Annotated in this window: 17 protein-coding genes; 10 read left to right on the top strand and 7 right to left on the bottom strand. The window is 45.2% G+C overall.

What is annotated here, in order from left to right; translation table 11 throughout:
* Positions 1–205 precede the first annotated feature (205 nt).
* Together OCV44_RS08270 and OCV44_RS08265 are read right to left on the bottom strand one after the other, a co-directional pair.
* Positions 206–2,170 (bottom strand): Hsp70 family protein, encoded by a 1,965-nt coding sequence (locus OCV44_RS08270; RefSeq protein WP_139684855.1) that lies wholly within the window; start codon positions 2,168–2,170, stop codon positions 206–208.
* A complete protein-coding gene (locus OCV44_RS08265) occupies positions 2,170–2,802 on the bottom strand; it encodes a DUF2760 domain-containing protein (RefSeq protein ID WP_139684854.1) in 633 nt (210 codons plus the stop codon). Before OCV44_RS08265 ends, OCV44_RS08270 begins: the two co-directional genes overlap by 1 nt.
* A gap of 348 nt (positions 2,803–3,150) precedes the next feature.
* On the opposite strand from OCV44_RS08265, the gene OCV44_RS08260 reads away from it, so the two are divergent.
* Together OCV44_RS08260 and OCV44_RS08255 are read left to right on the top strand one after the other, a co-directional pair.
* Entirely contained in the window at positions 3,151–4,689 is a 1,539-nt protein-coding gene (locus tag OCV44_RS08260; protein WP_139684853.1) for a sensor domain-containing diguanylate cyclase, read from the top strand.
* A gap of 87 nt (positions 4,690–4,776) precedes the next feature.
* Entirely contained in the window at positions 4,777–5,307 is a 531-nt protein-coding gene (locus tag OCV44_RS08255) for a 3'-5' exonuclease (protein ID WP_139684852.1), read from the top strand.
* A gap of 133 nt (positions 5,308–5,440) precedes the next feature.
* Here the strand turns inward: OCV44_RS08255 and OCV44_RS08250 are convergent, their stop codons facing one another.
* The 3 genes from OCV44_RS08250 to OCV44_RS08240 all read right to left on the bottom strand — a co-directional run bounded on the left by OCV44_RS08250 (position 5,441) and on the right by OCV44_RS08240 (position 8,673).
* Positions 5,441–5,890: a tellurite resistance TerB family protein gene (locus tag OCV44_RS08250; RefSeq protein ID WP_065678714.1), complete on the bottom strand. Its 450-nt coding sequence runs from the start codon at positions 5,888–5,890 to the stop codon at positions 5,441–5,443.
* 113 nt (positions 5,891–6,003) lie between these two features.
* A complete protein-coding gene (locus tag OCV44_RS08245) occupies positions 6,004–8,067 on the bottom strand; it encodes a metallophosphoesterase family protein (RefSeq protein WP_139684851.1) in 2,064 nt (687 codons plus the stop codon).
* Positions 8,068–8,091: 24 nt separating this feature from the next.
* Positions 8,092–8,673, bottom strand: a complete 582-nt coding sequence (locus OCV44_RS08240) for a VC1380 family protein (protein ID WP_139684850.1) — start codon at positions 8,671–8,673, stop codon at positions 8,092–8,094.
* Between the two features lie 135 nt (positions 8,674–8,808).
* On the opposite strand from OCV44_RS08240, the gene OCV44_RS08235 reads away from it, so the two are divergent.
* The 3 genes from OCV44_RS08235 to OCV44_RS08225 all read left to right on the top strand — a co-directional run bounded on the left by OCV44_RS08235 (position 8,809) and on the right by OCV44_RS08225 (position 15,070).
* Positions 8,809–10,137, top strand: a complete 1,329-nt coding sequence (locus tag OCV44_RS08235; protein ID WP_139684849.1) for a MipA/OmpV family protein — start codon at positions 8,809–8,811, stop codon at positions 10,135–10,137.
* Positions 10,138–10,364: 227 nt separating this feature from the next.
* On the top strand, positions 10,365–14,432 hold the full coding sequence (gene hrpA, locus OCV44_RS08230; RefSeq protein ID WP_139684848.1) for an ATP-dependent RNA helicase HrpA: 4,068 nt from the start codon (positions 10,365–10,367) through the stop codon (positions 14,430–14,432).
* 143 nt (positions 14,433–14,575) lie between these two features.
* Entirely contained in the window at positions 14,576–15,070 is a 495-nt protein-coding gene (locus OCV44_RS08225; protein WP_139684847.1) for an outer membrane beta-barrel protein, read from the top strand.
* 421 nt (positions 15,071–15,491) lie between these two features.
* On the opposite strand, the gene OCV44_RS08220 is transcribed toward OCV44_RS08225, so the two are convergent.
* Positions 15,492–16,268: a hypothetical protein gene (locus OCV44_RS08220; protein WP_139684846.1), complete on the bottom strand. Its 777-nt coding sequence runs from the start codon at positions 16,266–16,268 to the stop codon at positions 15,492–15,494.
* Entirely contained in the window at positions 16,189–16,962 is a 774-nt protein-coding gene (locus OCV44_RS08215; RefSeq protein ID WP_139684845.1) for a hypothetical protein, read from the bottom strand. Before OCV44_RS08215 ends, OCV44_RS08220 begins: the two co-directional genes overlap by 80 nt.
* 207 nt (positions 16,963–17,169) lie before the next feature.
* On the opposite strand from OCV44_RS08215, the gene OCV44_RS08210 reads away from it, so the two are divergent.
* The 5 genes from OCV44_RS08210 (at position 17,170) to OCV44_RS08190 (ending at position 23,105) form a co-directional block, all read left to right on the top strand.
* The gene (locus OCV44_RS08210; protein ID WP_139684844.1) at positions 17,170–17,352 is read left to right on the top strand and encodes a hypothetical protein; all 183 of its coding nucleotides are present in this window, start codon (positions 17,170–17,172) and stop codon (positions 17,350–17,352) included.
* Positions 17,353–17,574: 222 nt separating this feature from the next.
* A complete protein-coding gene (locus OCV44_RS08205) occupies positions 17,575–18,360 on the top strand; it encodes a TetR/AcrR family transcriptional regulator (protein ID WP_009847004.1) in 786 nt (261 codons plus the stop codon).
* 120 nt (positions 18,361–18,480) lie between these two features.
* Positions 18,481–20,997 (top strand): efflux RND transporter permease subunit, encoded by a 2,517-nt coding sequence (locus tag OCV44_RS08200; protein ID WP_139684843.1) that lies wholly within the window; start codon positions 18,481–18,483, stop codon positions 20,995–20,997.
* Between the two features lie 44 nt (positions 20,998–21,041).
* Positions 21,042–21,863 (top strand): outer membrane lipoprotein-sorting protein, encoded by an 822-nt coding sequence (locus OCV44_RS08195; protein WP_139684842.1) that lies wholly within the window; start codon positions 21,042–21,044, stop codon positions 21,861–21,863.
* A 9-nt stretch (positions 21,864–21,872) separates the two neighbouring features.
* Positions 21,873–23,105, top strand: coding sequence for a hypothetical protein (locus OCV44_RS08190; RefSeq protein ID WP_139684841.1), 1,233 nt, complete (start codon positions 21,873–21,875; stop codon positions 23,103–23,105).
* Positions 23,106–23,391 lie beyond the last annotated feature (286 nt).

The following is a 23,391-nucleotide window of genomic DNA, read 5'->3' as shown; positions in this document are numbered from 1 at the left end:
AAAGTGATGACCAGTTAATGGATAGTCTTGGTCTTATTATTGTTCGTAAACGTCATTCCCGAGAAGGAGGTACGACAGAGCCGGGAATCCCATCACTATAGATTAAAATTATATTGTTTAAGACTAAATTCCCTAGCTTGTTGATACTTGCTGTAGGGAATCGCATTGATAAAGTAACGGCACCCGTTAAGGTGCCGTTGATTCATTATGCTTGTTCGTTTGAGTCGCTATTCGTATCTTCACGAACGTCGAACTCAACGTGCCATTTCTGACCGTTATCAGCAGCAATTGCTTCTAGGTAAAGCGTGCCGAGTTCAGTAACACGAGAGGCTAGGGTTACCGGAACCACTTCACCCTCACGGCGACCTTCAGATACTGGCAGTATCACTTGAATCTCAGGAAGTTCATCAAGGTCTTCTGGTGCCCAATGATCAAGGTGCGTACCCGCTACGTCTTCACGACGGGTCGTAGAACCGAAGAATTGGAAGTGTACTGGCTGACCAATCACTAGACCGAATTCTTGGCTAGGAACTTGAACGCTTGAGCCTTCTTCCATACCAAATGGTGCAACACACAGCGCTTCCATTGGAGGAGCCATACCTGGGATTGCTGGCATCGCACTTTCAATTCCTACGTAGTAAGAAGATGCGATACCGCCACGGATACGAACGCCTTGGCCACGACGCACTGCGCCGTAGTAAGATGCGCCACTTGCAACCGCTAGGTCTAGATCTAAACCTGAAAGCTGTTTAGCAAATTCAGCGTCTGCGTTAATTAGCCATTCATTGATCGTATCTGATAGACGATCAGCAAGTAGGTTCGATTTTAGAACACCACCATTGAACAGTACCGCTGTTGGTTTGATGAAGTCTGCCGCTGGCGCTTGCGCTTCTGCTCCTGGCATACCTGGCATGTTTGCAAACGGGTTGAAATCTTGTTGAGCGGCTTCGCCACTTCCAGAAAGCGCATTGGCTTGCTTAGAAAGGAATGCAGCAATATGACGAGTGATACCCGCATCTTGTGCGTAAGGCAGACCCATCTGAGTCAGTGCACCACGAGTTTTCTGTACCGGATGATCCGTTACCGCCACTTGTGGGAAGAAGCCATCAACTAATGTTTGTTGTACTTCTTGTTGAGTCAGATCTGTTTTCAGTGTTGCGCCAAGCAGCTTAGAGCCGCGGCTTGGAACAACGATCGGCACAGATTGCAGTTCAGCATCGTTTAGCAATGCTTCTTTCGCATCACGACACGCGTGAGTCATTGCTTGAACCTGCCAAGGCGCTAACTCTTTACCTTCTTGAGCCAGTTTCATTTTCAGACGGTAAGCGAGTGCTAAGTCCATGTTGTCGCCGCCAAGCAGGATATGTTCACCTACTGCGATACGGTTCAGGCTTAGGTTACCGTCATCTTGAGTTACTTCAACTAACGAAAGGTCGGTTGTACCACCGCCGATATCGATAACAAGAACGATGTCGCCAACGTCTACTTCATCACGCCATGTGTCGTTGCTGTTATCAATCCAGCTGTAAAGAGCCGCTTGTGGCTCTTCAAGAAGCGTTAGGTGAGTGAAACCAACATTACGCGCAGCTTCAGCTGTTAGGTCACGAGCCGCAGGATCAAACGAAGCTGGAACGGTGATCGTTACATCTTGGTCTGCCAGTTTGTGTTCTGGGTTAGCGTGGTTCCAAGCATCTTTAAGGTGCTCTAGGTACAACTCAGTTGTCTTAAGCGGAGATACTTTTTCAACTTCTTCAGGGCTACCTGCAGGAAGGAAAGCATCACGACGGTTCACGCCACCGTGGCATAGCCAAGATTTTGCACTTGCTACCAAACGGATAGGGGTTTTAGAACCAAGGTTACGCGCAATAGCGCCTACCAGTGCTTTAGGCTCAGAAGACCAAGGCAGAACGCGAGAACCCGCATTCATTTCATGTTCGTGCGGCTGGTATAGGAACGAGCCAAGTTGGCTGCGAGTTTCTACTGTACCAGGTGCCGTTAGTTGAGGGATTGGCATCACCTCAACGCGAGCGTCTTCATTGGTTGTGTCGATGTAAGACAAAACGCAGTGTGTGGTACCTAAATCGATACCAATACTGAACTTAGGCGCTTGGTCTTGTGAATGTGTCTGTGCAGATGACTCGTGCGATGATGGCTGAGTTTGGTGCTCCATTATAGCTCCACCTCTGCCGGTGCAATCACAGATGCATCGTAGTTTTCAGCAAGCTTTGGCAGGTTCATGTCAGTTGCTTTCCAACCTTTGTGAACTAGCGTGCCGTTGAATGGCGCGTTGCCTGTTACGTTGCCTGTTAGGCGAACTTCTTGTGGGTTGAAACCTTCAGCGATAGTGATGCGCGTTTCTTCATCTTCAGTACGGATGTGAGAAAGCGTCACGTAATCGGCTAACACTTTTTTACCGCCAGTGTGAATAACACGAGCTGCTGCGCCAACTTCTTCATCAGAGAACGACGTTAGGTCTTCTTTTAGGAAGTCGATTAAACGCGCTTCTTGCTGCATGATAGACAGTAGTTGCATTGCAGAGTCAGTCGGGGCAGTTGCTAGCTTAGATTCAACTTCAACAACTTTTTCGATGACTTTTTCAACTTCTACAACTTTCTCAACTTCAACAATCTTTTCAACTTTTTTCTCAACTTCAACGATCTTTTCTACTGGTTTTTCTACGACTTTCTCAACCACTTGGGTTTTACGAGAAACGGCGATTAGCAGTAGTAAAACGCTTGATGCAGTTAGGCCTGCGTGAAGCATATCAAACGTCTGTGGGATTAGGTTCAAATCAACGATCATAGTGATTTCTCTTTAAAATTGATTTAACGGTATATTCGTCGGTTTAAAGGAATATACAGATTGGAAAGAAACTCGGTAGCACTAGGCTGAAACGGTCGCTTTCAAGCTATAAATATGGGTGGATACTAGCATATTCAAGGCTTAAGAGTGGTATTTAATGTTTTCAAACAAATGGTTTTTTGGTGTGTTCGCTTGAAAATTAGTCTAGATTTGTCAGGGTATTGTTAATAGACCTCAACAAAATTTAGAAAATGCCCGTTTAATGTTATTTTTAGGACTAAACATGAATGGAGCATTATTCCCTTCCGTTATATACTTTCTGCTCACTTTATCCCATTTGGAACCCTTATGCCTGACACCACTGACCCACTAATAGGGATGAAGAGAAAAATTCTCCCATTGGTCGTATTCTCGGTCGGTTTTTTGATCACTGTTTTGTGTTTTGTGTTTGTCGCGCTAAATCAGCAGCGTGCACTGGTAACGAATTTGAATAGTTTTGCAACGCATCAGACTCTGAGTCTTGAAGCGTTTATCAATAATGATGTGGCTTACATCGGTTCCGGCGCTAATTTTTTCTATTCTAACGATCAAGATAATTGGGGTAATTTCGACCGTTTTGCAAAGCAAACCATCGCCCATTCAAAAAGTCTAATTGCCTTGCAGTGGATGCAAAAAGTATCGGCTGATGAAATCACAGCATATACAAAAGAGATGGAAAAAAAATACCCATTCTTCAAGTTGTTTACCATCCCAAAACACCAAGAAAAAACGTATGGCTATGTCTTAGGTGGCGAGTCTGCTTTCATTGCAACTGACGTTTACCCAAACACAGAGGCGAATAATAAAGTATTAGGTTTTTATTCATCTAGAGAGCGTTTTAATTTAGTTATAGACAACATTAAACAAACTCGCGAAGCCAATGTTTCTGACAAGGTACGCCTAATACAAGATGGCTTAGATCAAGAAACACCAAAGGGTGGCATGTTGGTTTATCACCCGGTGTTTGATGGTGAAAGTGACAATTTACTCGGTGTTGTGATTGGTGTAGTTCGTACAACTTATTACTTTGAAAATCTGTTAGCTTCGGCTGTAGGGGATATGAATGTCTATATTCGTGTCACTGACACTGGCTTTGAAGCGGAAGATTCACCTATATTATTTGAGACTAAAGGTTATGAATCAGTCTTTGGTCACGAGATAACAAAGACTTTGGCTCTGACTAATCGCGATTGGAAGATCGACTACAAGATCGGCTCATGCATATCATTTTATGGTTATGTGGTTTTAGCAGGTATCGCATTGGTGGGTACCACGATCTCACTGTTGCTTGCGTACATTGTTAATATGCAAATCAGAGAAAAAGATCGTCTGTCTAGAATGCTTGATAAAAGAACTAAAGAGCTTCGCTTTCTTGCCAACCATGATAGCCTCACAGAGATATACAACCGACGCGCTTTCAACAAAATCCTCGACAAGACAATTCAGCGTAGTGAGTCTTTCACTCTCATCGGATTCGATATCGATAAATTCAAAGGTATCAACGATAAATTTGGCCACCCTGCTGGTGATGCCTTGCTTGTGCATGTGATTAAACAGATTTCATTGAACTTAAAAGAAGGGGACAACTTGTTCCGTGTCGGTGGCGATGAGTTTTGTATTATATCAAGCATTTCCGATCGTGAAGCTTTGAAGTTTTACCTTGAATGTATTTTACACAGCGTAAGTGATTCTTGCTGCGAGCACAAAGGTCAACTTTTGAGTTGTACTCTAAGTATCGGTGCTACTATCCGCAGTAAAGAAGATATCGAAGAACTTCTTCAAAAAACCGATAGTATGTTGTACCTAAGTAAGTCAAATGGTCGAAATCGAGTGACAATTGCAGGCTAAATGAGCACTTGATGCAACTAGGGTCGAGTTCTGTATTGGGCTGATGTACAATTTCAAAAAATTTTTGACGAGAGAATTAGGCGACGTATGAATCACAATCGAGTGGTATGTTTCGATTTGGAAATGTGCTGTTGGAGCGAAGACGGTGTGGGAACAACAGGGGAGATCATTGAAGTTGGTCTTGCTGAGATTGACCTAGCATCTGGCACTATCGTGAAGCGAGCACAATACTACGTTAAGCCAGAGAAAGACGAAGTTTCTCTGTTCTGCGCCGAGCTAACGGGCATTACACCTCGTAAAATCGAAAAGCAAGGGCGTCCATTAGAATCTGTCATCAAGTCGATGATTAAAAACTTCGGTGGTCCGAAAAAAATCTATGCAGCATGGGGGCGTGATGACCTTATCTTACACCAAGAGTGTATAGAGAAAGGCATTGAGCCACCATTTAGCGAGTTTTTAAACATCGCAACGCTTTATCGTATTCAAAATAGATTGAAAGAAAAACGCATTGGTCATCGTGCGGCTCAAGAAGCGAAAGACATCGAGTGGGAAGGCCGCCAGCACTCCGGCTATGTCGATGCTTATAATCTTGCGAAGCTGACATTAACGATGTTGTAACGAAATTGTTGTAGCTGAATTTTAAAGCCTCTCAGTTTTATTCTTCTAGCTTTCAGTGCTATCCATTCAAAAAAAGCGACGGGTTTCTTAGCCCGTCGCTTTTTATTTATGCTCAAACTAATCATTTCAGAATCTAATCTTCGCCTAAAACGCTCAACTTACTTTTGATGAAGTCTTTGTGGTCAACATAAAGAAGTTCTGCGGTTTTGCGGATCACTGAATCTTCAAGTGGGTCAATCTCTCCATCCGCATGCGCGACTTCCCACATAGCTTTGATTAAGTCTATGCGAACCGGCTGCGAAAGCTCTCGCAGTTGAGAAGTGAAATCGTACAGAGAAACAGATTGTTCAACTTGAGGCTCAGCTTGTGTTAATAAAGCTTTTGATTCTTCTTCGGTTATATTCAGTAAACGCTGAAGTAAGTGCAGTTTGGCTTGTTGCTCTGATTCGTTGATCGCGTGGTCTGCACCAGCGACTTCGCATAACAAGCTGGCGATGGCTAAGTTAGGTGAGGCAGTGGGCGTTTTGCCTAAATCAGAGCCGTCAACTAATTGTTTAAATAACGAGGTAAGTGAGTTAAACATAAGAGCATTCCAGTTATAGTGAATATTATTACTATTGGGCCTACGGAGTGTGATCGCAAGCGTCTTTACTTAAAACTGACATTACGGATACGCGAGCGATAGGGAGCAATTTATTAATCAGGCTCTGGAAAACGTGTCACTTTTCCATCACCACTTAACGTCGTAATCGCTTGCGGTTTACCGTCGCTATCTAATCTTAATTCACCAATCGCACTGCGGTTTGAAAGGCGATAGAAGGTCTGATTATCAGGGCTTCGTTTTTCGATTTTTAAGCGTTTTCGCTTGGTGAAATAGTTCAGAATTGAGCGCGGGCTATACAATAATCTGTCCCACACATCGCAGAATTTAAGCAGCGAAGCTGGGAATTGATTCTTAATGCCACTACAGGTGATTTGATAAATGTTTGGGCTATTTCGGCGGTACCTAAGCTTGATATCGTAGGCAAAGGAGTAGTGAACATCACCAGAAAGTACCACGAAATTGGTCGGTGTTTTGGTATGGGTAAAGATACTGATCAGCGTATTAGCACTGCCCGGATGCGCCATCCAGTTTTCAGCGTCAATCACTAATGGTTTGCCAATTGTGGTCGCCATCTTTTGCAGAGTTTCAATAAACTTCACGCCAAACATCGGTGCAGCTGAAACGATGACGACTTTATCTTGATGCATCAATTGATGTTGAAATTCAATCAAGGCCTCCCAGTCCATCAAACCTGAAGGTTTATTCATACGAGATTCCGAACGCCAGCGACGGGTTCGGGTATCCAGCACAATGACTTTGGGAGAAGTATCTATTGTGTAATGCCACTCCTCAAAGCGACTCAGCATCTCAATGAAGGCTCGATGCTTGTTTGGCTCGATATTGCTAACAGGGTGATTAGTATTGGTATCGACAGTTTCATTATGCATTTCTGTAGTGGCACGTACTTGAACAGCAAAAAGCTGTTTTGCTTGCTCGATGAACGTTTCGTCGAAGCTCTCCGGTTTGTTACCCCAACCCTGACACATCCAGTAAGCCGCGAGGCCATTACCAATCACTTGAGTCGCGAACTGATTTTGGTCGACCGCATGTTCCCAACCCACAGTAAGGTTCCAATCATCCGTGACATCGTGGTCATCGAAAATCATGTAAGTCGGGATATGCGTGAACAGACGTTGTACTTGCGGTAAGCCAGCAATGAAATCATCCATGATAACGCTTTCGTCACGCCACTGTTGCTGTTCAGTTGGTGTTAATTGACGTCCACCTTGAGTGAAATCATTCTCAATGAGTCGCTCTCGATTAACACATTGCCAAAGTGTAGGAGACCAAACCAACAAGTACATCGCGATGAATTCAGATAGCGTGACCAAGTGGTTTTCACAATTGGTAGAGCTAAAAATCGGCACACCACGATTCGGGAAGAACTTATCGATCATGGATTCTGAAGTGGTGTGGTGCGGCAAGTACTGATGACGCTGATATAAGTGATATTCGCTGTTATACAGAGCGTCACTACTGTTGATCTGCTTAATTTGCGAGTCAGTCGGTAAGCTCTCACCCATTAGGCCAAGCAGCTGAATCACCTGCTGAATAGCATCAAGTGTTGGGCCTGCCACATGGTCGGCGTAGATCTGATCGCCGCTCATCATCAGCATATCGGGTCTTTCAGCGACGGTTTGAGCGGCAATCTTGTTATCGGCTGCGACTAGGCTGTCTTTGCTTGGATGATGTGGATTACGGCAAGAGCCATGAAGAATGTAATCAGCCGAGGTCGATATCTTGAATTCAACACGAGATTTCCCCTTGTATACAAGATGAGGGGCAAGCTGTTTTAGTGAACCTGACTCTGTGTGAATGTCATATTCAAGAAGCGTATTAGTCGGAAACTCACCTTGTAAGCGGATGAGCGTCACCCACGCATGTGTACCGATTTGAATCGAATCATGTTCTTCAAGCGATGAGGTATAAAACGGTTGGTCTTGCTCTACGTCAGAATGATCTTTTTCGTTTGGAAAACCTGTTTTACAAGTGAGAACAGCTTCGCGAGTAAGCTTTGTTTCGCTCTTATAAAGCTCAGCTCTGCCTGTGAGTGGCGAGCTGGTGGCTAACCAAAGTACCACTTCAGTTGCAGTCGTTTTTCTTAAAATGGGTCCGGCGAGTAACAAGGGAAGAGATGATGTCGTAGAGGGTTTCAATACGGTACCTAAAATCGTTGGTGGCTAGTCGTCGTGATGTTGTTTTGTTTCGAGCTTTTCCGTTTGAGGAATAGAGGTCTCAAGCTTGTCCGTTTGATGCATCGTGGTTTCAAGCTTTGGCTCTTCAAGCTCAGCTATGTCAGACTCTGTTGTTTTATGCTCTGCAATCTCAGGCTCTGTGGTTTCATGCTGGGTTGCTTCAAGCTCTGTCATTTCGGATTCTGCTGATTCAAGCTCTGTTGATTCCGATTCTGTTGATTCAAGTTCTGTTGATTCAAGAACTTCGATAACTTCCGAGCTAGAAAGTTCATGGCCCATTAGAAATATTGCCAATAGGGCATCAGCTTTTGTTCTGGTATCGGATGTGTCGTCTAACACCTGCTCCAGTTTTTCACGAATCATAGCAATTTCGTGTTCAACAAAACCACGGCCTTCTTCATCCCCTTGATTGTCTTCAGGGGCATTATCGAATTCAAGAAATAGCATGTCGCCGTCTAGGTTGGTATTCACCAAACGCTCGGGCAGCCATGTCTCACCAATAACAATATCCGGATCGGAATCTTTGGGTAAGTGATCTATAATGTTTTGTAATTCGGAGACTTTCACAATGCTTTCATTTAACCGAGAATATTCTACATTGTAACGGTCAATGCCGCTCAAACCTAAAATTAGTTAGCCGTTATGGCTAATAAATGTCTATTCAGTAACACAAAATTTATTACAAAGAGTAATTACATAAGAATGAAGCTCAAATATTTACCGACTCTCGCTTCGTCGGGTGTTGTTTTTGTCAGTAGCGTTTTCGTCAGTAGCGTTTTCCTAAGTGCTAATGCGTGGGCTGATGAAGAGCAAGAGTGGGGGATTGCCGCGATGTTTCGTACGGCAAGTATTCCTTACGACACGTCAGGTGGTGACCAAACGGTTAACTCTTTTGTTCCCATGCTATTTTTCAAGAACGATTATGTGTTCATTGATGGGACTGAGATGGGTGCTTACCTTTACCAACCCGACGACGAGAAATGGTCTCTTAATGCTATATCTCGAATGCGTTTTATTGATATCCCAGCTGCTGAACAGAACGCAATTGAAGGCGATACGGCAGATTTTGGTGCTCAGTTAACGTATCAACTGGATGAACAGTGGATCGTTGAAACAGAGTTCATGAGTGACAGTGAATATAACTTCCACGGTAACTTACGGGCGAAAGCTAAGTTTGAAACCGGAGACTGGGAGGTCACTCCGCGTGCGACACTGCGTTATAAAAGTGCGGATTTCAACAGCGAGTATTACTCAGCAGCCAATGAAACCATCGGAGCAGGTGTGGATCTGAATGTCGGTGTAGAAGCGCGTTACCATGTGTTTTCGAACTTGTATTTATTGGGTTCAACCAGTCTGACTCGACTGGATGATAACGCCTACGATTCGTCGATTATTGAAGACCGTTATCAAGGCGAACTTTACCTTGGTTTTGGCTTTTTCAACGATAAAACCAAAGCGCCAAAACCTAAGTTGAGCAATGCGCCGTATTTACGTGTCGCACACGGTTGGGCTACGCCATCAAATATTGGCGACATCATGAAGTTCAATAGGGAGAAAGACGAATACAACAACCAGCTGACTTCCTTCTTCTATGGCCATCCGTTAACCGATGAGATCTTCGGTTTCCCACTGGACATCTATTTAACGCCAGGTATCGCGCATCATTGGAATTCAGAGGTTCAATCGAGCAGCACTGAATACATTGTCGCTATCAAAGCGTATTACACTTTCGACTGGCCGACTCAATGGCGTGTTGGAGTGGCAGAAGGCATGTCTTACATCGATTCGCTGACTTATATCGAAGCGAAAGAGATGAAAGAAAAGGGCTATACCGGAAGCCACTTGCTGAATTATCTCGACTTTTCGGTCGACGTAAACGTCGGCGACTTGGTGGGTAAGAATGATCTGAACAATTTGTGGTTCGGTTATTCGTTGCATCACCGTTCTGCAATCTTTGAAAATGCCTCTCAGTTTGGACGCATTAAAGGCGGCAGTAACTACAACACGGTTTATCTACAATACGAGTTCTAAGCGCGGTTTTTAGCAGGCCGTTTATAGCAGGCGTTTTTAGCGTTTAGTTTTTAACTGCGGATTTTATGATATTCGGTTTGTGTTAGTCACGCTTTCATCGCTTTGACTAACGTTAGAGTGACTAATCAGCCTGATAGCAAAAGGTTTTCCCTTTGTTGTCAGGCTTTTTTGTTTGAGACTTGTGATATAATCGCGCGAGTTTAATAAGTACAAGAATAGGACACGCTTTGACTTCGTCTCCGGAAAAAGCAGACAACAACAAGAATGCAGCACAGCCGAGTTCTTCACAGAACCAAGCGAAACCAAACAAAGCTGCATCGAACAAGCCTGCTGAACAATCAAATGCCAAGAAAGCTGAACAGTCAGCGACAAAGACAAAACCATCTCAAAATAGCCCAGTATCTCTTCGTAAAGCGCTCCACGAATGTATGATGCGCGACCGCTTCCGTTTGAGTAAGCGAATTACTGGCGCGAGTAAAATCAAGAACGAACAATCTAAGCACGCTGTCTTCGATGAGATTGCCTTAGATATTGCCAAGTCGATGATGACGGCAACTCAGCGTGCTGCGCAGAAACCCACCATCGAATACCCAGAGATTCTCCCAGTAAGCCAAAAGCGCGATGATATTGCGAAGGCCATTGCTGAAAACCAAGTGGTTATCGTGGCGGGTGAAACAGGTTCGGGTAAAACCACTCAGTTACCAAAGATCTGTTCTGAGCTTGGCCGAGGTCGTTTTGGCCTAATTGGTCACACTCAGCCTCGTCGTCTTGCGGCGCGTTCGGTTGCCAACCGTATTGCAGAAGAGATGGAAACTCAGTTAGGTGAGTTCGTTGGTTACAAGGTTCGATTTAACGACCAAATTTCTGAAAACACCCAAATCAAATTGATGACCGACGGTATTCTACTGGCGGAAATTCAGCACGACCGTTTCTTAAGCCAGTACGACACCATCATTATCGATGAAGCCCACGAACGCAGTCTAAACATTGACTTCATCATGGGTTACTTAAGAGAGCTTCTACCAAAGCGTCCTGACTTGAAAGTGATTATCACGTCGGCGACTATCGATCCTGAGCGTTTCTCGAAGCACTTTAACAACGCACCGATCATTGAAGTATCAGGCCGTACTTACCCAGTCGATACGCGTTACCGCCCACTAGGTGGTGATGACAGTGATTCAGATCGCGATCAAATCGAAGGCATATTTGAAGCCGTTGATGAGCTGTGTGATGAAGGCCAAGGCGATATCTTGATCTTCATGAACGGTGAGCGTGAAATTCGTGATACTGCCGATTCTTTAAGTAAACGTAACCTGCGTGATACCGAAATTGTTCCGCTTTACGCACGTCTTTCGGCGGGCGAACAGAACCGAATCTTCCAGTCTCACACTGGGCGACGCATCGTTCTTGCGACCAACGTGGCTGAAACCTCGTTAACCGTTCCGGGCATCAAGTATGTCATCGACCCGGGTACGGCGCGTATTAGCCGTTACAGCTACCGCACTAAAGTACAACGCCTACCGATTGAGCCAGTGTCTCAAGCGAGTGCCAACCAGCGTAAAGGTCGTTGTGGTCGTGTTGCGGAAGGTATCTGTATTCGTCTGTACTCTGAGGAAGATTTCGAATCACGCCCAGAGTTTACTGACCCTGAGATCCTTCGTACTAACCTAGCATCCGTTATCCTTCAGATGACAGCGCTGGGCCTAGGCGACATTCAAGCATTCCCATTTGTTGAAGCGCCCGATAAGCGCAATATTCAAGATGGTGTAAGGCTACTTGAAGAGCTAGGTGCAATCGCAACCGCTGAACCTGCTACGAACAAAAACAAGAATCAAGGCGACGATAAGAAGAAGCTAACCGCGATTGGTCGTAAGCTAGCGAAGCTGCCGATCGATCCACGTTTAGCGCGTATGGTGATTGAAGCCCCAAGTAACCGCTGTTTACATGAAGTGATGGTGATTGCCTCTGCATTGTCAATTCAAGATCCGCGTGAGCGCCCATCAGACAAGCAACAATCGTCGGACGATAAGCACAAGCGCTTCTTCGATAAAGAGTCGGATTTCATCACGTTTGTGAACCTTTGGGATTACGTTAAGCAGCAACAGAAAGAGCTGTCGAGTAACCAGTTCCGCAAACAGTGTAAGCAAGATTATTTAAACTATTTACGTATCCGTGAATGGCAAGATGTGTACTTCCAAATTAACCAAGCGATGCGTGAATTAGATACCAAGCTGAATACAGAGCCGGGCAGCTACGATGGCATTCACATGTCACTGCTATCAGGTCTGCTTTCACACATCGGTATGAAAGACCAAGAGAAGAATGAATATCAAGGTGCTCGTAATGCACGATTCCATATCTTCCCTGCGTCTGGCCTCTTTAAGAAACAGCCTAAGTGGATCATGTCTGCTGAGCTGGTGGAAACCTCAAAACTTTGGGGGCGTGTTATCGCCAAAATTCAGCCGGAATGGATTGAACCACTAGCGAAACACCTGATTAAGCGCAGCTACAGCGAACCACATTGGTCGAAGAAGCAAGCGGCAGTAATGGCTCACGAAAAAGTGATGCTTTACGGTATCCCAATCATTCCCAAACGCTTAGTCAACTACGGTGCGATTGACGCAACCGTCAGCCGTGAGTTGTTTGTACGCAGCGCATTGGTTGAAGGTGAATGGGAAACCAAGCACGCTTTCTTCAAGCAGAACCGTAAGCTACTGCAAGAAGTTGAAGAGCTTGAGCATAAGTCTCGTCGTCGTGACATCTTGATTGACGATGATGAACTGTTCGATTTCTATGACCAGCGTGTGGGTGAAGAAGCGGTTTCAGGCCGTCACTTCGATACATGGTGGAAGAAGACCAGCCAAAAAACACCGGAACTGCTTAACTTTGAAAAGTCGATGCTGTTCCGAGGTGATGCAAGCCACGTAACTGATTTGGACTACCCGAACTTCTGGCACCAAAACGGAATCAAGCTGAAGCTAAGCTACCAATTTGAGCCGGGCGATGACAACGATGGTGTAACGGTACATATCCCGCTGCCTATCTTGAACCAAATCGACCAGAACGGTTTTGATTGGCAGATCCCAGGCCTACGTCAGGAACTGGTGATTAGCCTAATTAAGTCGTTACCGAAAACGCTACGCCGTAACTTTGTGCCTGCGCCAAACTACGCGGATGCATTCTTGGCTCGTGTTACGCCGCTTGAAGCTCCACTATTGGATTCTCTTGAGAAAGAGCTGCGCCGCATGACCGGTGTGGAAGTGGTACGTGATGACTGGAAGTTAGACCAGATTCCAGAGCACTTAAAGGTAACATTCCGTGCTGTGGATCATCGCAAACGCAAGCTGAAAGAGCAGAAAGACCTGCATGAGTTGAAAGAGAGCCTGAAAGACAAGGTTCAAGAAACACTTTCTAAAGTGGCAGACGATGACATTGAGCAGCAAAACCTGCATACGTGGAGCTTTGGTGAGTTACCAAAAGTCTACCAACAGAAACGTGGTGGCTATGATGTTAAAGCGTTCCCTGCACTGGTGGACACCAAAGACAGCGTAGAGATCAAACTGTTTGAAACTGAGCAAGAGCAGATCACTGCAATGAAATCGGGTCAGCGTCGTTTAATTCTGTTGAACGTACCATCGCCAATCAAATACTTGCACTCGAATTTGCCGAACAAATCTAAGCTTGGTTTGTACTTCAACCCATACGGACAGGTGCTCGATCTTATCGATGACTGTATTGCTTGTGGTATTGATAAGCTGATTGAGCAGAAGGGCGGCATAGTTTGGGAGCCAGAGCAGTTTGAAGCTCTAAAAGAACACGTACGTGCGGAGTTGGATGACACAGTTGTTGAGATTGCTCAACAGGTTGAAACCATCTTAACCACGGCATTCGCCATCAGCAAGAAGCTGAAAGGGCGTGTCGATCTTTCAATGGCATTTGCGCTTTCAGACATTAAAGCTCAAATAGAAGGTTTGATTTTTAAGGGGTTTGCCACAGAATGCGGCTGGAAACGCTTGCCGGATATTCTACGCTATATGAAAGCGATAGAGCGTCGAATGGAGAAACTGCCGATTGACCCGAACAAAGATCGTCTTCATATGATCAAAGTTGAGTCAGTAATGAATAATTACAAAGAGCTGCTGAATAAAATCCCAAAAGGGATTGCGGTTCCAGAAAATGTAAAAGAGGTGCGTTGGATGATAGAAGAGCTTCGTGTAAGCTTCTTCGCACAGCAACTCGGCACACCTTACCCAGTATCAGATAAGCGTGTTAAAAACGCGATTGATGCTTGCTAAACGAATAAAGCTAGACGCAATGGCAAGGTTTGGGTATAAATCTTGCTTATTGCATTACTAATTGAATAGTTATTACATACAGGGCGACTTGGTGGCAATTTATTACCACACAAGGCCTGCCAACAGGACGAAAAAGGTCGAATATGAAAAAAACGTTATTGGCTCTAGCACTGCTAGGTGCATCTTCAACAGCGATGGCTGATTCTTGGTTGTACGGCGGCGCAATGGGTGGTCAAAACTCATTAGGTAATAAAGAAGAGACAGCGATGGGTATCCACGTGGGTACGGGCATCCTTCCATTTATTGGTGTTGAAGCGGGTTACTGGGATCTAGGTTCTTTCGACAGTGTTAAATACGGCAACCAAACACTGACTAAACTAGACGCAAGCACAACTTACCTAGCAATCAAACCAAGCATCGATTTTGGTCCTCTTCACGTGTACGCGAAGGGTGGTCTTCACTCTTACGAGCTTAAAGCGAACGGCTTCAAGCAAGACGAAGTTGATATCATGTACGGTGTAGGCGCAGAATACTTCATCTTTGGTCCACTATCTGTAGGCGCTAGTTACCAAACTTTCAACATGAAAGATGATAACTCAGGTGTTTTCACTCTAAACGCAACTATCCACCTACTGTAATTAATCAGTAAGGCGATCGTAAATAGCGGTCGGATAATACCAATCGTAGTAAATAACTGGTCACCCTAGCTGGTTAAAACGCTCGATAACTGTGTTAGAATTTTTGATTGTAAAATAACTACTTATCGAAAAATTCTGCCTTGTTCTCAAGCCTTTTTCCTGCGCTATTTTTGATCACTTACTTACTGTGATTGGTATAATTGTTTGATGGGTTAATAAAACTCATAAAAAATGCCAGCTTGATAGCTGGCATTTTTGTATCTATTGACCGGGTAATCTTGACGGTATTTTCTGACCGTAGACCGTAGACCATAGACCATAGACCGTAGACCGTAGACCATAGACCATAGACCATAGACCATAGACCATAGACCATAGACCATAGACCATAGACCATAGACAGTAGCATTAGCGCGAACAGTTACTTTTTACTGTTTAGAATCTTTTGAATTCTCGGGTTAATCGCTTTGCCATGTTGGCTTTCGTACTCTTCACGTTTTAAATCGTTCAGGTTCTTTACCGAGTTAGCAGCAAGAAGGAACTGCGGTAATTCAGTTTCTAGCATGCCTTTCTCATCTAAACGTTTTGCTTCCAAATAGTACTTCTTAAACAGGCCATCAAGCTTGTTTTCAGCGGTGCGTTTCAAGTCGTACAGCTTGTTTTGGATAAGCCATTTTTCAATGTTGTTAACAGCTGTGCGTGACAACACGCGAATGCGGCTATCAAGCAGCTCTTCTTCTGTTAATGAATCCTTTAGAATCCAAAGCTCACCCATTTGTGGCGGCCAACTGTTGCCTAGTTGAATACGCTCATGACAATGCATTAGCACGCGATTAAGGCCGTCTGAGTCTACAGAGTGCGCAAACTCAAGAAACTTTCCGCTTGGCTCACTACCGTATTGGTATTCCCACTGAGTTTCGTACACGCTCAAGAAAGAACCGAAAACATGGATACACCAATCGGTCAGCTCTAATTCTGCGGGATCTTGGTCAACAACAGGCACTTGTTGAGACGAACCCGTGCTAGCAGCATTGGGTGTCGCTACTTCAGTGCTCTGTGCTTCAATAACGTCAGGTACTACTGAGCCAGTAGAGTCAGGAACAACAGGTGAAGCTGGCTCAGAAGGTTGGCTTTTTGCCTTTTTGAATGAGCTGCTGCCTGAAGCGTTCAGATGGGCTAAGCTTTTGTCGATACCCATTTCCTTGAGCTTGTCCTGCATTTCCTGAATATTGAGAGGTCTTCTGCTGTTGTTGTCTTTCATTTTGCTTCTCGTTAACTAGCCAGTACTGCAGCTTGGATTCAATCCGAGATAGTGGCATTAATTCATTGGCTTTGGCTTTATACCAGAGGACAAATTTCTTCCATACTAAACTATGGTCACCGGTCAAACCGGAGAATTTAAACGCACGTTCTGCCCATGATGGTATCTCTTCTTCGTTGAGATCATGAGTAGAGACGGTGTTGCTGTTCATTGAGCCTCTGCCTTGTGGGCGAGGGGCATGCTGCATGTGTTGAATCGGTGCCGGAGCAGGCTGAAACTTGGGTGCAGGTGCAGGTGCAGGTGCCGTAGAGTAGACAGGAATACTGTTGGTCGGTTGAACCTCAACGTGCGCCGTAGCTTGCTCTTGCTCAATGAGCATTTTGAAAACGTGAATCTCTTTTTGATCTCGATAATCTACTTTTATCTTATCGAGAAAACCTTGGTCGACTAAACACTTAAGGCAGTCGGCTAAACCAAACGTAGAGAGAGCACAAAGTTGACCTGCTGTTTGTAAGCTCACATTGGTGTAGCCGAATTCGTCAGCACCGTCTGCAAGCATCAATAAAACAAGCTTTTCTGCTGGGCTAGAAGTATTCACTTGCCAAGCTAAATAAGAATATTTGGCGCTCAATATCGTGTTCTCAAAAAAGGTAAGTCGTTGCCACTATTGTAAGTCACCCCTTACCTAATTTATAGCAACTTAGTAGAAAACGGCATTAGTAAGCCAAATATTAACCATAAGGAGAGGTCTGCACCAAAAAGTGAACCTGAACTCACTCATTCTCGTGGTTTACGTACCCCTCCATTCGGCTCGAATAGCTGACTGTCCTAAACCATCATGCTCTATTTAGATGAAGACAGCGTAATGGGCTTGTATTGGTTTCGCCAAACTAAGGCGCTTCTTCCTGTGTTGGTTAGTGATGCCGCGTTGGTTAGTGAGGCTGTGTCGGTTATTGATCTTATGATGGTTAGTGAGCTTATGTCGGTTACTGATGCTATGCCAGTTAGTCACGCGATGTGATTATTGATGGTTTTCTCATCTATTCATAAAGTAAATTTAATTTATCAAACGCCTTGATATGATCAATATTTGCGCTATTATGACGATAAGTCAGAAATGACGAAGCGTCACGAAATGGTTAACTACATGAATTTACTATTCGTGTTAATATATTGGATAGGAGCGTTTTAAATACTGGCGAAGCTTAGATGATAGCTAAGCTCAAATACGGACTGAGAAATTATGTTTGGCTTTGGTTGTAAAGGCGATAAACAAGGTATCTTTGGTTGCAAAGGCGTGTTGTCTAAAAAGCAGCAGTCTATAGCAGACCGAGAAGTAGAATTGATGTTGTTAGCAAAAGATCTGGTTCGAGAACAAGGGTTCGGAAACCTCACGATGGATAGGCTAACGGCAGCAAGTTCTTATTCTAAAGGTACGATATACAATCACTTTTGCAGCAAAGAAGACGTGGTTTTGGCCTTGTGTATTCACTCTTTAAAGACCGAGGCATTAATGTTTGCTCGCTCTGGAGAGTTTGAAGGCAACACACGTGAAAAGATTGTCGCACTGCACGTTGCTTACCGAATCTATGCTCGCATGGAACCGGTACTATCAACCTGTGCGATCATGGCGAAAAGCCCGTGGGTACTAGAGAAAGCGTCTAGTGCACGTGTAACCGAGATGAATGAACTGGAAGAGTTGGTGATTGAACAAGCCGATTCAATGGTAAACCGAGCAGTAGAAGCCGGTGACCTTAAGTTCTCTTCTGGTGTGGGTTCAGATGCCATCGTGTTTGCTAACTGGTCAATCGCATTTGGTTCAAATGCCTTGTCACAGAACGCATCAAACAGTCATTGTATTAAGCGGTTACAAGACCCGTATTCAGTATTACACAACGCGAACATGCTACTAGACGGCCTAAATTGGCAGCCCCTTTCTAGCGATTGGGATTACCGCAAAACCTGGCGCCGTGTAGAACAAGAACTGTTCAGTGAAGAAGTCGCTTACCTAGAGTCAGTAGGTCGATAATCTTCCATTAAGCCCACTCGTGTGGGTTTATTAATAACCATTAGTGACGATTCGTCATAAACTTAAGTTTGCCTAGTGTGGTTTTGGTTTTCTTGAGTATATGACTAAGAATTGTGTCTTTTGTCAGCTTCGGCTGGCTTTTTAAGACACAACTATGACGAATCGTCACAAATGGAGACTGTGATGGAACATGACAGCCAGAAGCCAGCTTTCGATCACCAAAATCGAGATAACCGTAACGTCGATAGCGTAAACGGGGATCTAAATAACAGTTGGCACTCAATACCGACCAAGCGTTCGTTTATCGTTCTGCTGGTGGTTTTTTCAATCATCATTCTCTCTGCATTAGGGGCAAAGAACCTCTACTTTAGAGGGGACTACAACATCTTCTTCGAAGGCACCAACAAACAGTTGATGGCGTTCGACGAAATCCAAACCACCTTTGCGAAAACCGACAACCTCGCGATTGTTGTCGCACCTGAAGATGGCAATGTCTTCACCCCAGAAACCCTTACCCTAATTCAAAACCTCACGGTCGATGCGTGGCAGATCCCGTACTCAAGCCGTGTCGATTCGCTTGCTAACTATCAGCATACCGAAGCGGTTGAAGACGACCTCTTGGTCGAAGATCTGCTGTATGAAGAATACGAGCACACGCCCGAGCGAATTGCCAAAGTTAAACAGATCGCCCTAAACGAGCCTCTGCTTAAGAATGCGTTGGTGTCGGCTTCTGGTGACGTGACCATTGTTAACGTTACCGTGCAATTGCCTGAAGTGGATAAAACTGCTGAAGTGCAAGAAGTGATCGCGGCCATCAATACTATGATCGCCAAGTACCAAGCCGATTACCCGAGCGTAGAGTTCCACAAGGCAGGCATCATTGCCATGAACAACGCGTTTATGATGTCGGCCCAAGAAGACAGCTCAACGCTCGTGCCGTTAATGCTGTTGGTGGTGTTGGTGTTCCTTACCTTTATGTTGCGCTCATTCTTTAGTGTGGTGGCTACCTTAGTTGTGATTATCTCGTCGATTGTCGCGACCATGGGTTTGTCTGGCTGGGCAGGGATGTTCCTCAGCACCGCGACGGTTAACGTTCCAACCTTGGTATTAACCCTTGCAGTTGCCGATTGTGTTCACGTGATTGTGACCATGAGACAAGCAATGCAGCGCGGGATGGAGAAAGCACAAGCCATTCAATACAGCATCAAGCTTAATGCGATGCCGATCTTAATTACTTCGGTGACCACCGCGATTGGTTTCTTGATGATGAACATGTCGGATTCTCCCGTATTACGAGACTTCGGTAACTTGTCGGCATTGGGCGTGATCATCGCGTGTTTCCTCTCTGTGACCATGCTTCCTGCGCTGTTAAAACTGTTGCCAGTTAAGAGCTTGCCAGCAAATCCATTGGCGGCAGATAAAGTGACCTTCATGGATAAGCTCGGCGATTTTGTCGTTGCTAACCGTAAAGCACTGCTGCCTATTTCTACTCTTGTGATTGTTGGTGCTGCGGCGTTAATTCCGTTGAACAAAGTGAATGATGAATCGGTGAAGTATTTCGATACCTCAAGCGAATTCAGACAAGCGGCCGACTTCATGGAAGAGACGGTAAGCGGCATGACCACCATTAGTATTGCGGTCAAAACCAACGAGTCTCAAGCGATTGCTGATCCTGTGTTCTTACAAGCGATTGGTGACTTTACCGATTGGCTACGCGTTCAACCAGAAACCGACCATGTGGCCACGCTTTCTGATGTTTACATGCGTTTGAATAAGAACATGCACGGCGACGATGACAGTTACTACCAACTGCCACTTAACCGTGAACTTGCCGCGCAATACCTACTGCTTTACGAGATGTCTCTGCCTTACGGTTTGGATTTGAATAACCAGATCAATGTAGATAAATCATCGATCAAAATGGTACTCACCGTCGATAACCTCGGCAGTGTGGAATTGGTGGAACTCGAAGAACGCATCTACTCATGGTTTGCCGCTAATGCGCCGCAATATGAAGTGGTCGCGTCGAGCCCGTCATTGATGTTTGCACACATTGGCGAAACCAACATGGCGAGCATGCTATCAACTCTGCCTATTACCTTAGTACTCATATCTGGCTTGATGATCTTCGCACTGCGCTCGGTTCGCTTGGGTGTGATCAGCCTAGTACCAAACATTGCCCCGGCGATTATTGGCTTTGGTTTGTGGGCGTTGATCTCTGGTGAAATCAACTTGGGTTTGTCAGTCGTGGTCACGCTCACACTGGGTATCGTTGTCGATGATGCAGTGCACTTTTTGAGTAAATACCAACGCGCCAGAATGGAAGGGAAATCAGCAGAAGAAGCCGTTCGTTACGCCTTCCACACTGTTGGCCGCGCACTGTGGATCACCACAGTCGTGCTTGTGGCGGGTTTCTCAGTGCTGGCGATGTCGAGTTTCAGACTCAACTCCGATATGGGCTTGCTCAGCGCGATAGTGATTTTCATCGCGCTGGTGGTCGACTTCATCTTGCTACCTAGCTTGCTGATGATCTTCGACAAACAGACTCACCATGCAGTTAAAACTCAGCTCGGATCAAAGCCTAACACCAAGTCGCAGCCTAGCTCGACAGCCGAACTGTCTACTTCGACCAAATAAGGAATCGTCAGCCTGCTGCGGTGGGCTGACTCAAGGAGAAATTTATGAAAAGCGTTAAACAAACATTCGTTGCCACATTATTTACCGTCAGCTCATTAACCGTCAGCACGTTAACAATAGGCACATTCGCAGCTTTCCCAGCATTAGCAGACCCTGCGAAAGGCCTAGAAATAGCCGAGCAACGCAAAGCCGTCGATATAGGGTGGGGCGATTCAGTTGCGACCATGGAGATGCTACTTCGCAACAAACAGGGCGAAAGCAGTACGCGCTTGATGCGATTGAAGTCATTAGAAGTCGATGACGATGGCGACAAAGGCTTAACCATTTTTGATGAGCCACGTGACGTAAAAGGCACGGCTTTCTTAAACCATTCACACATCTCTAAATCGGATGACCAATGGCTGTATTTACCTGCTCTGAAACGTGTCAAACGCATCTCTTCACGTAACAAATCAGGCCCGTTTATGGGCAGTGAATTTGCTTATGAAGATTTAAGCTCGTTTGAACTAGAAAAGTACACCTTCAACTACATTGAAGACGCGAATCTGGAAGGCGTCGATACCTTTGTCTTGGAGCAAGTACCGACCGATAAAAACTCTGGCTACACCATGCAGAAAGTATGGCTAGACCAACAATATTACCGCCCCGTTCAAGTGGAGTTTTACGACCGCAAAGGCGCATTGCTGAAAACCCTCTCGTTCCAAGACTACAAACAATACCTAAACCAATACTGGCGCGCACACACCATGTCGATGCAAAACCATCAAACAGGCAAAAGCACCGTTTTAACCACGACAGATTTAGCGTTCCAGACCGGTCTTAAGGACAAGGATTTTCAAAAAAACACACTTAAACGTGCAAAGTAAGGCAAGAATATGAAAAGGATTGTGTTAACAGGAACGCAGTTATCTTTAACCTTGGCGGCGACAGTTGGGCTAATGCAAGTGTCGTTGCCATGTGTGGCGGCAGGTTTTAACTCTGAGTTCGTAGAACAGGTCACCCCAGAACTCGCAGGGCAGGTTAACCTCGAACACAGGCAGTTCTTTAGCAACGGCTTGCAAGGGCAAGATAAAGGGCAAAGCTCACTGGTGTTGCAACCAGAGTTTTATTGGGAGCAACAAGAGGGCAACGGCAGCTTTACCTTCACGCCGTTTTACCGTCTAGACAGTGAAGATGATGAGCGCACCCATGGCGACGTTCGTGAAGCTCTGTACCTCACGTATTGGGATGATTACGAACTGCGAGCCGGTGTTGGGAAGGTGTTCTGGGGCGTGACCGAATCCGCGCACTTAGTGGATGTAGTAAACCAAACCGATGCCATTGAATCGGTCGATGGTGAATCGAAATTGGGTCAGCCAATGGTGCACTTCACATCAATCAAAGACTGGGGAACCATAGATGCCATGTTACTGCCGTATTTTCGTGAGCGTACCTTCGCAGGGGAAGATGGTCGATTAAGGCCGACTGTACCTGTATCGGACGATGCGCTTTACGAATCGTCGAGAGAAGAAAAGCACGTTGATGTAGCACTGCGCTATAGCCAAATGTACGGCGATTGGGATGTCGGTTTAAGTTATTTAGGCGGCACAAATCGCGACCCTTATTATCGTGTAGAAGGCAATGAACTCAAGCCGTATTACGCGCAAATGCAGCATTTCGGACTCGATGTACAAGGCATTATGGGCGACTGGTTATGGAAGCTTGAAAGCATTTATCGCGATAGCTACGACAACCACACAGGTGTCGCGACCGGTTTTGAATACACATGGGTTGGGGCGCTTGAGTCGTATTGGGACATCGGCTTCATTGCCGAATACCTGTATGACAGCCGAGGTAACAACGCCCAAACCATCGGCCAAAACGATGTGTTCCTCGGGGCTCGCTTCGCCTTGAACGATGAAGACGGCACCGAAGTGCTTACAGGCATTACTCAAGACTTAGATAACAGCGATGTCTACAGCGCGAAGCTGGAAGCATCAAGCCGAATCAACAACAACCTCAAGTGGCGATTAAACGCTTGGTTGTTTGAGAACGAAACCCCAGAAGACTTGTTGTTCTTCGCTCGCAAAGATGATTTTGTCGAAGTTGCGTTGGAGTATTACTTCTAAAGACTCGATGTTTTAGCTCCCATTCTTTACGTTCAAATTAAGCTCTCTACGAATAAACCAAGGAGCGGTGGTCTTAAATCTCGCTTCTTGGTTTCTTATCTCAGTTCCAGCCTTCCTATCCAAATCCTGTGAACATCACGCCTCAAACAAGGTTCTGTGAATGTAATCAAACTGTCTCACTTGGTGACGTTTTTGTATCGGTTTCTCTTTGATTTCATCGATTTCAATGAAATTCTGTTTTCTAACGTTAAATTTGCCGTGTTTTTAGTCAATAACTTGTTCTTTT

The organism is Vibrio tasmaniensis (genome assembly GCF_024347635.1).
GTDB lineage: Bacteria > Pseudomonadota > Gammaproteobacteria > Enterobacterales > Vibrionaceae > Vibrio > Vibrio tasmaniensis.
Note: the sequence above shows the minus strand (reverse complement) of the source record. Positions and strands in the feature narration are given on the sequence as shown.

What these genes read in the sequence shown, in the direction of transcription:
- OCV44_RS08270 (WP_139684855.1), bottom strand. Translation starts at nt 2,170, where the DNA reads ATGGAGCACCAAACTCAGCCATCATCGCACGAGTCATCTGCACAGACA.
- OCV44_RS08265 (WP_139684854.1), bottom strand. Translation starts at nt 2,802, where the DNA reads ATGATCGTTGATTTGAACCTAATCCCACAGACGTTTGATATGCTTCAC.
- OCV44_RS08260 (WP_139684853.1), top strand. Translation starts at nt 3,151, where the DNA reads ATGCCTGACACCACTGACCCACTAATAGGGATGAAGAGAAAAATTCTC.
- OCV44_RS08255 (WP_139684852.1), top strand. Translation starts at nt 4,777, where the DNA reads ATGAATCACAATCGAGTGGTATGTTTCGATTTGGAAATGTGCTGTTGG.
- OCV44_RS08250 (WP_065678714.1), bottom strand. Translation starts at nt 5,890, where the DNA reads ATGTTTAACTCACTTACCTCGTTATTTAAACAATTAGTTGACGGCTCT.
- OCV44_RS08235 (WP_139684849.1), top strand. Translation starts at nt 8,809, where the DNA reads ATGAAGCTCAAATATTTACCGACTCTCGCTTCGTCGGGTGTTGTTTTT.
- OCV44_RS08225 (WP_139684847.1), top strand. Translation starts at nt 14,576, where the DNA reads ATGAAAAAAACGTTATTGGCTCTAGCACTGCTAGGTGCATCTTCAACA.
- OCV44_RS08220 (WP_139684846.1), bottom strand. Translation starts at nt 16,268, where the DNA reads ATGGGTATCGACAAAAGCTTAGCCCATCTGAACGCTTCAGGCAGCAGC.
- OCV44_RS08210 (WP_139684844.1), top strand. Translation starts at nt 17,170, where the DNA reads ATGCTCTATTTAGATGAAGACAGCGTAATGGGCTTGTATTGGTTTCGC.
- OCV44_RS08205 (WP_009847004.1), top strand. Translation starts at nt 17,575, where the DNA reads ATGTTTGGCTTTGGTTGTAAAGGCGATAAACAAGGTATCTTTGGTTGC.
- OCV44_RS08195 (WP_139684842.1), top strand. Translation starts at nt 21,042, where the DNA reads ATGAAAAGCGTTAAACAAACATTCGTTGCCACATTATTTACCGTCAGC.
- OCV44_RS08190 (WP_139684841.1), top strand. Translation starts at nt 21,873, where the DNA reads ATGAAAAGGATTGTGTTAACAGGAACGCAGTTATCTTTAACCTTGGCG.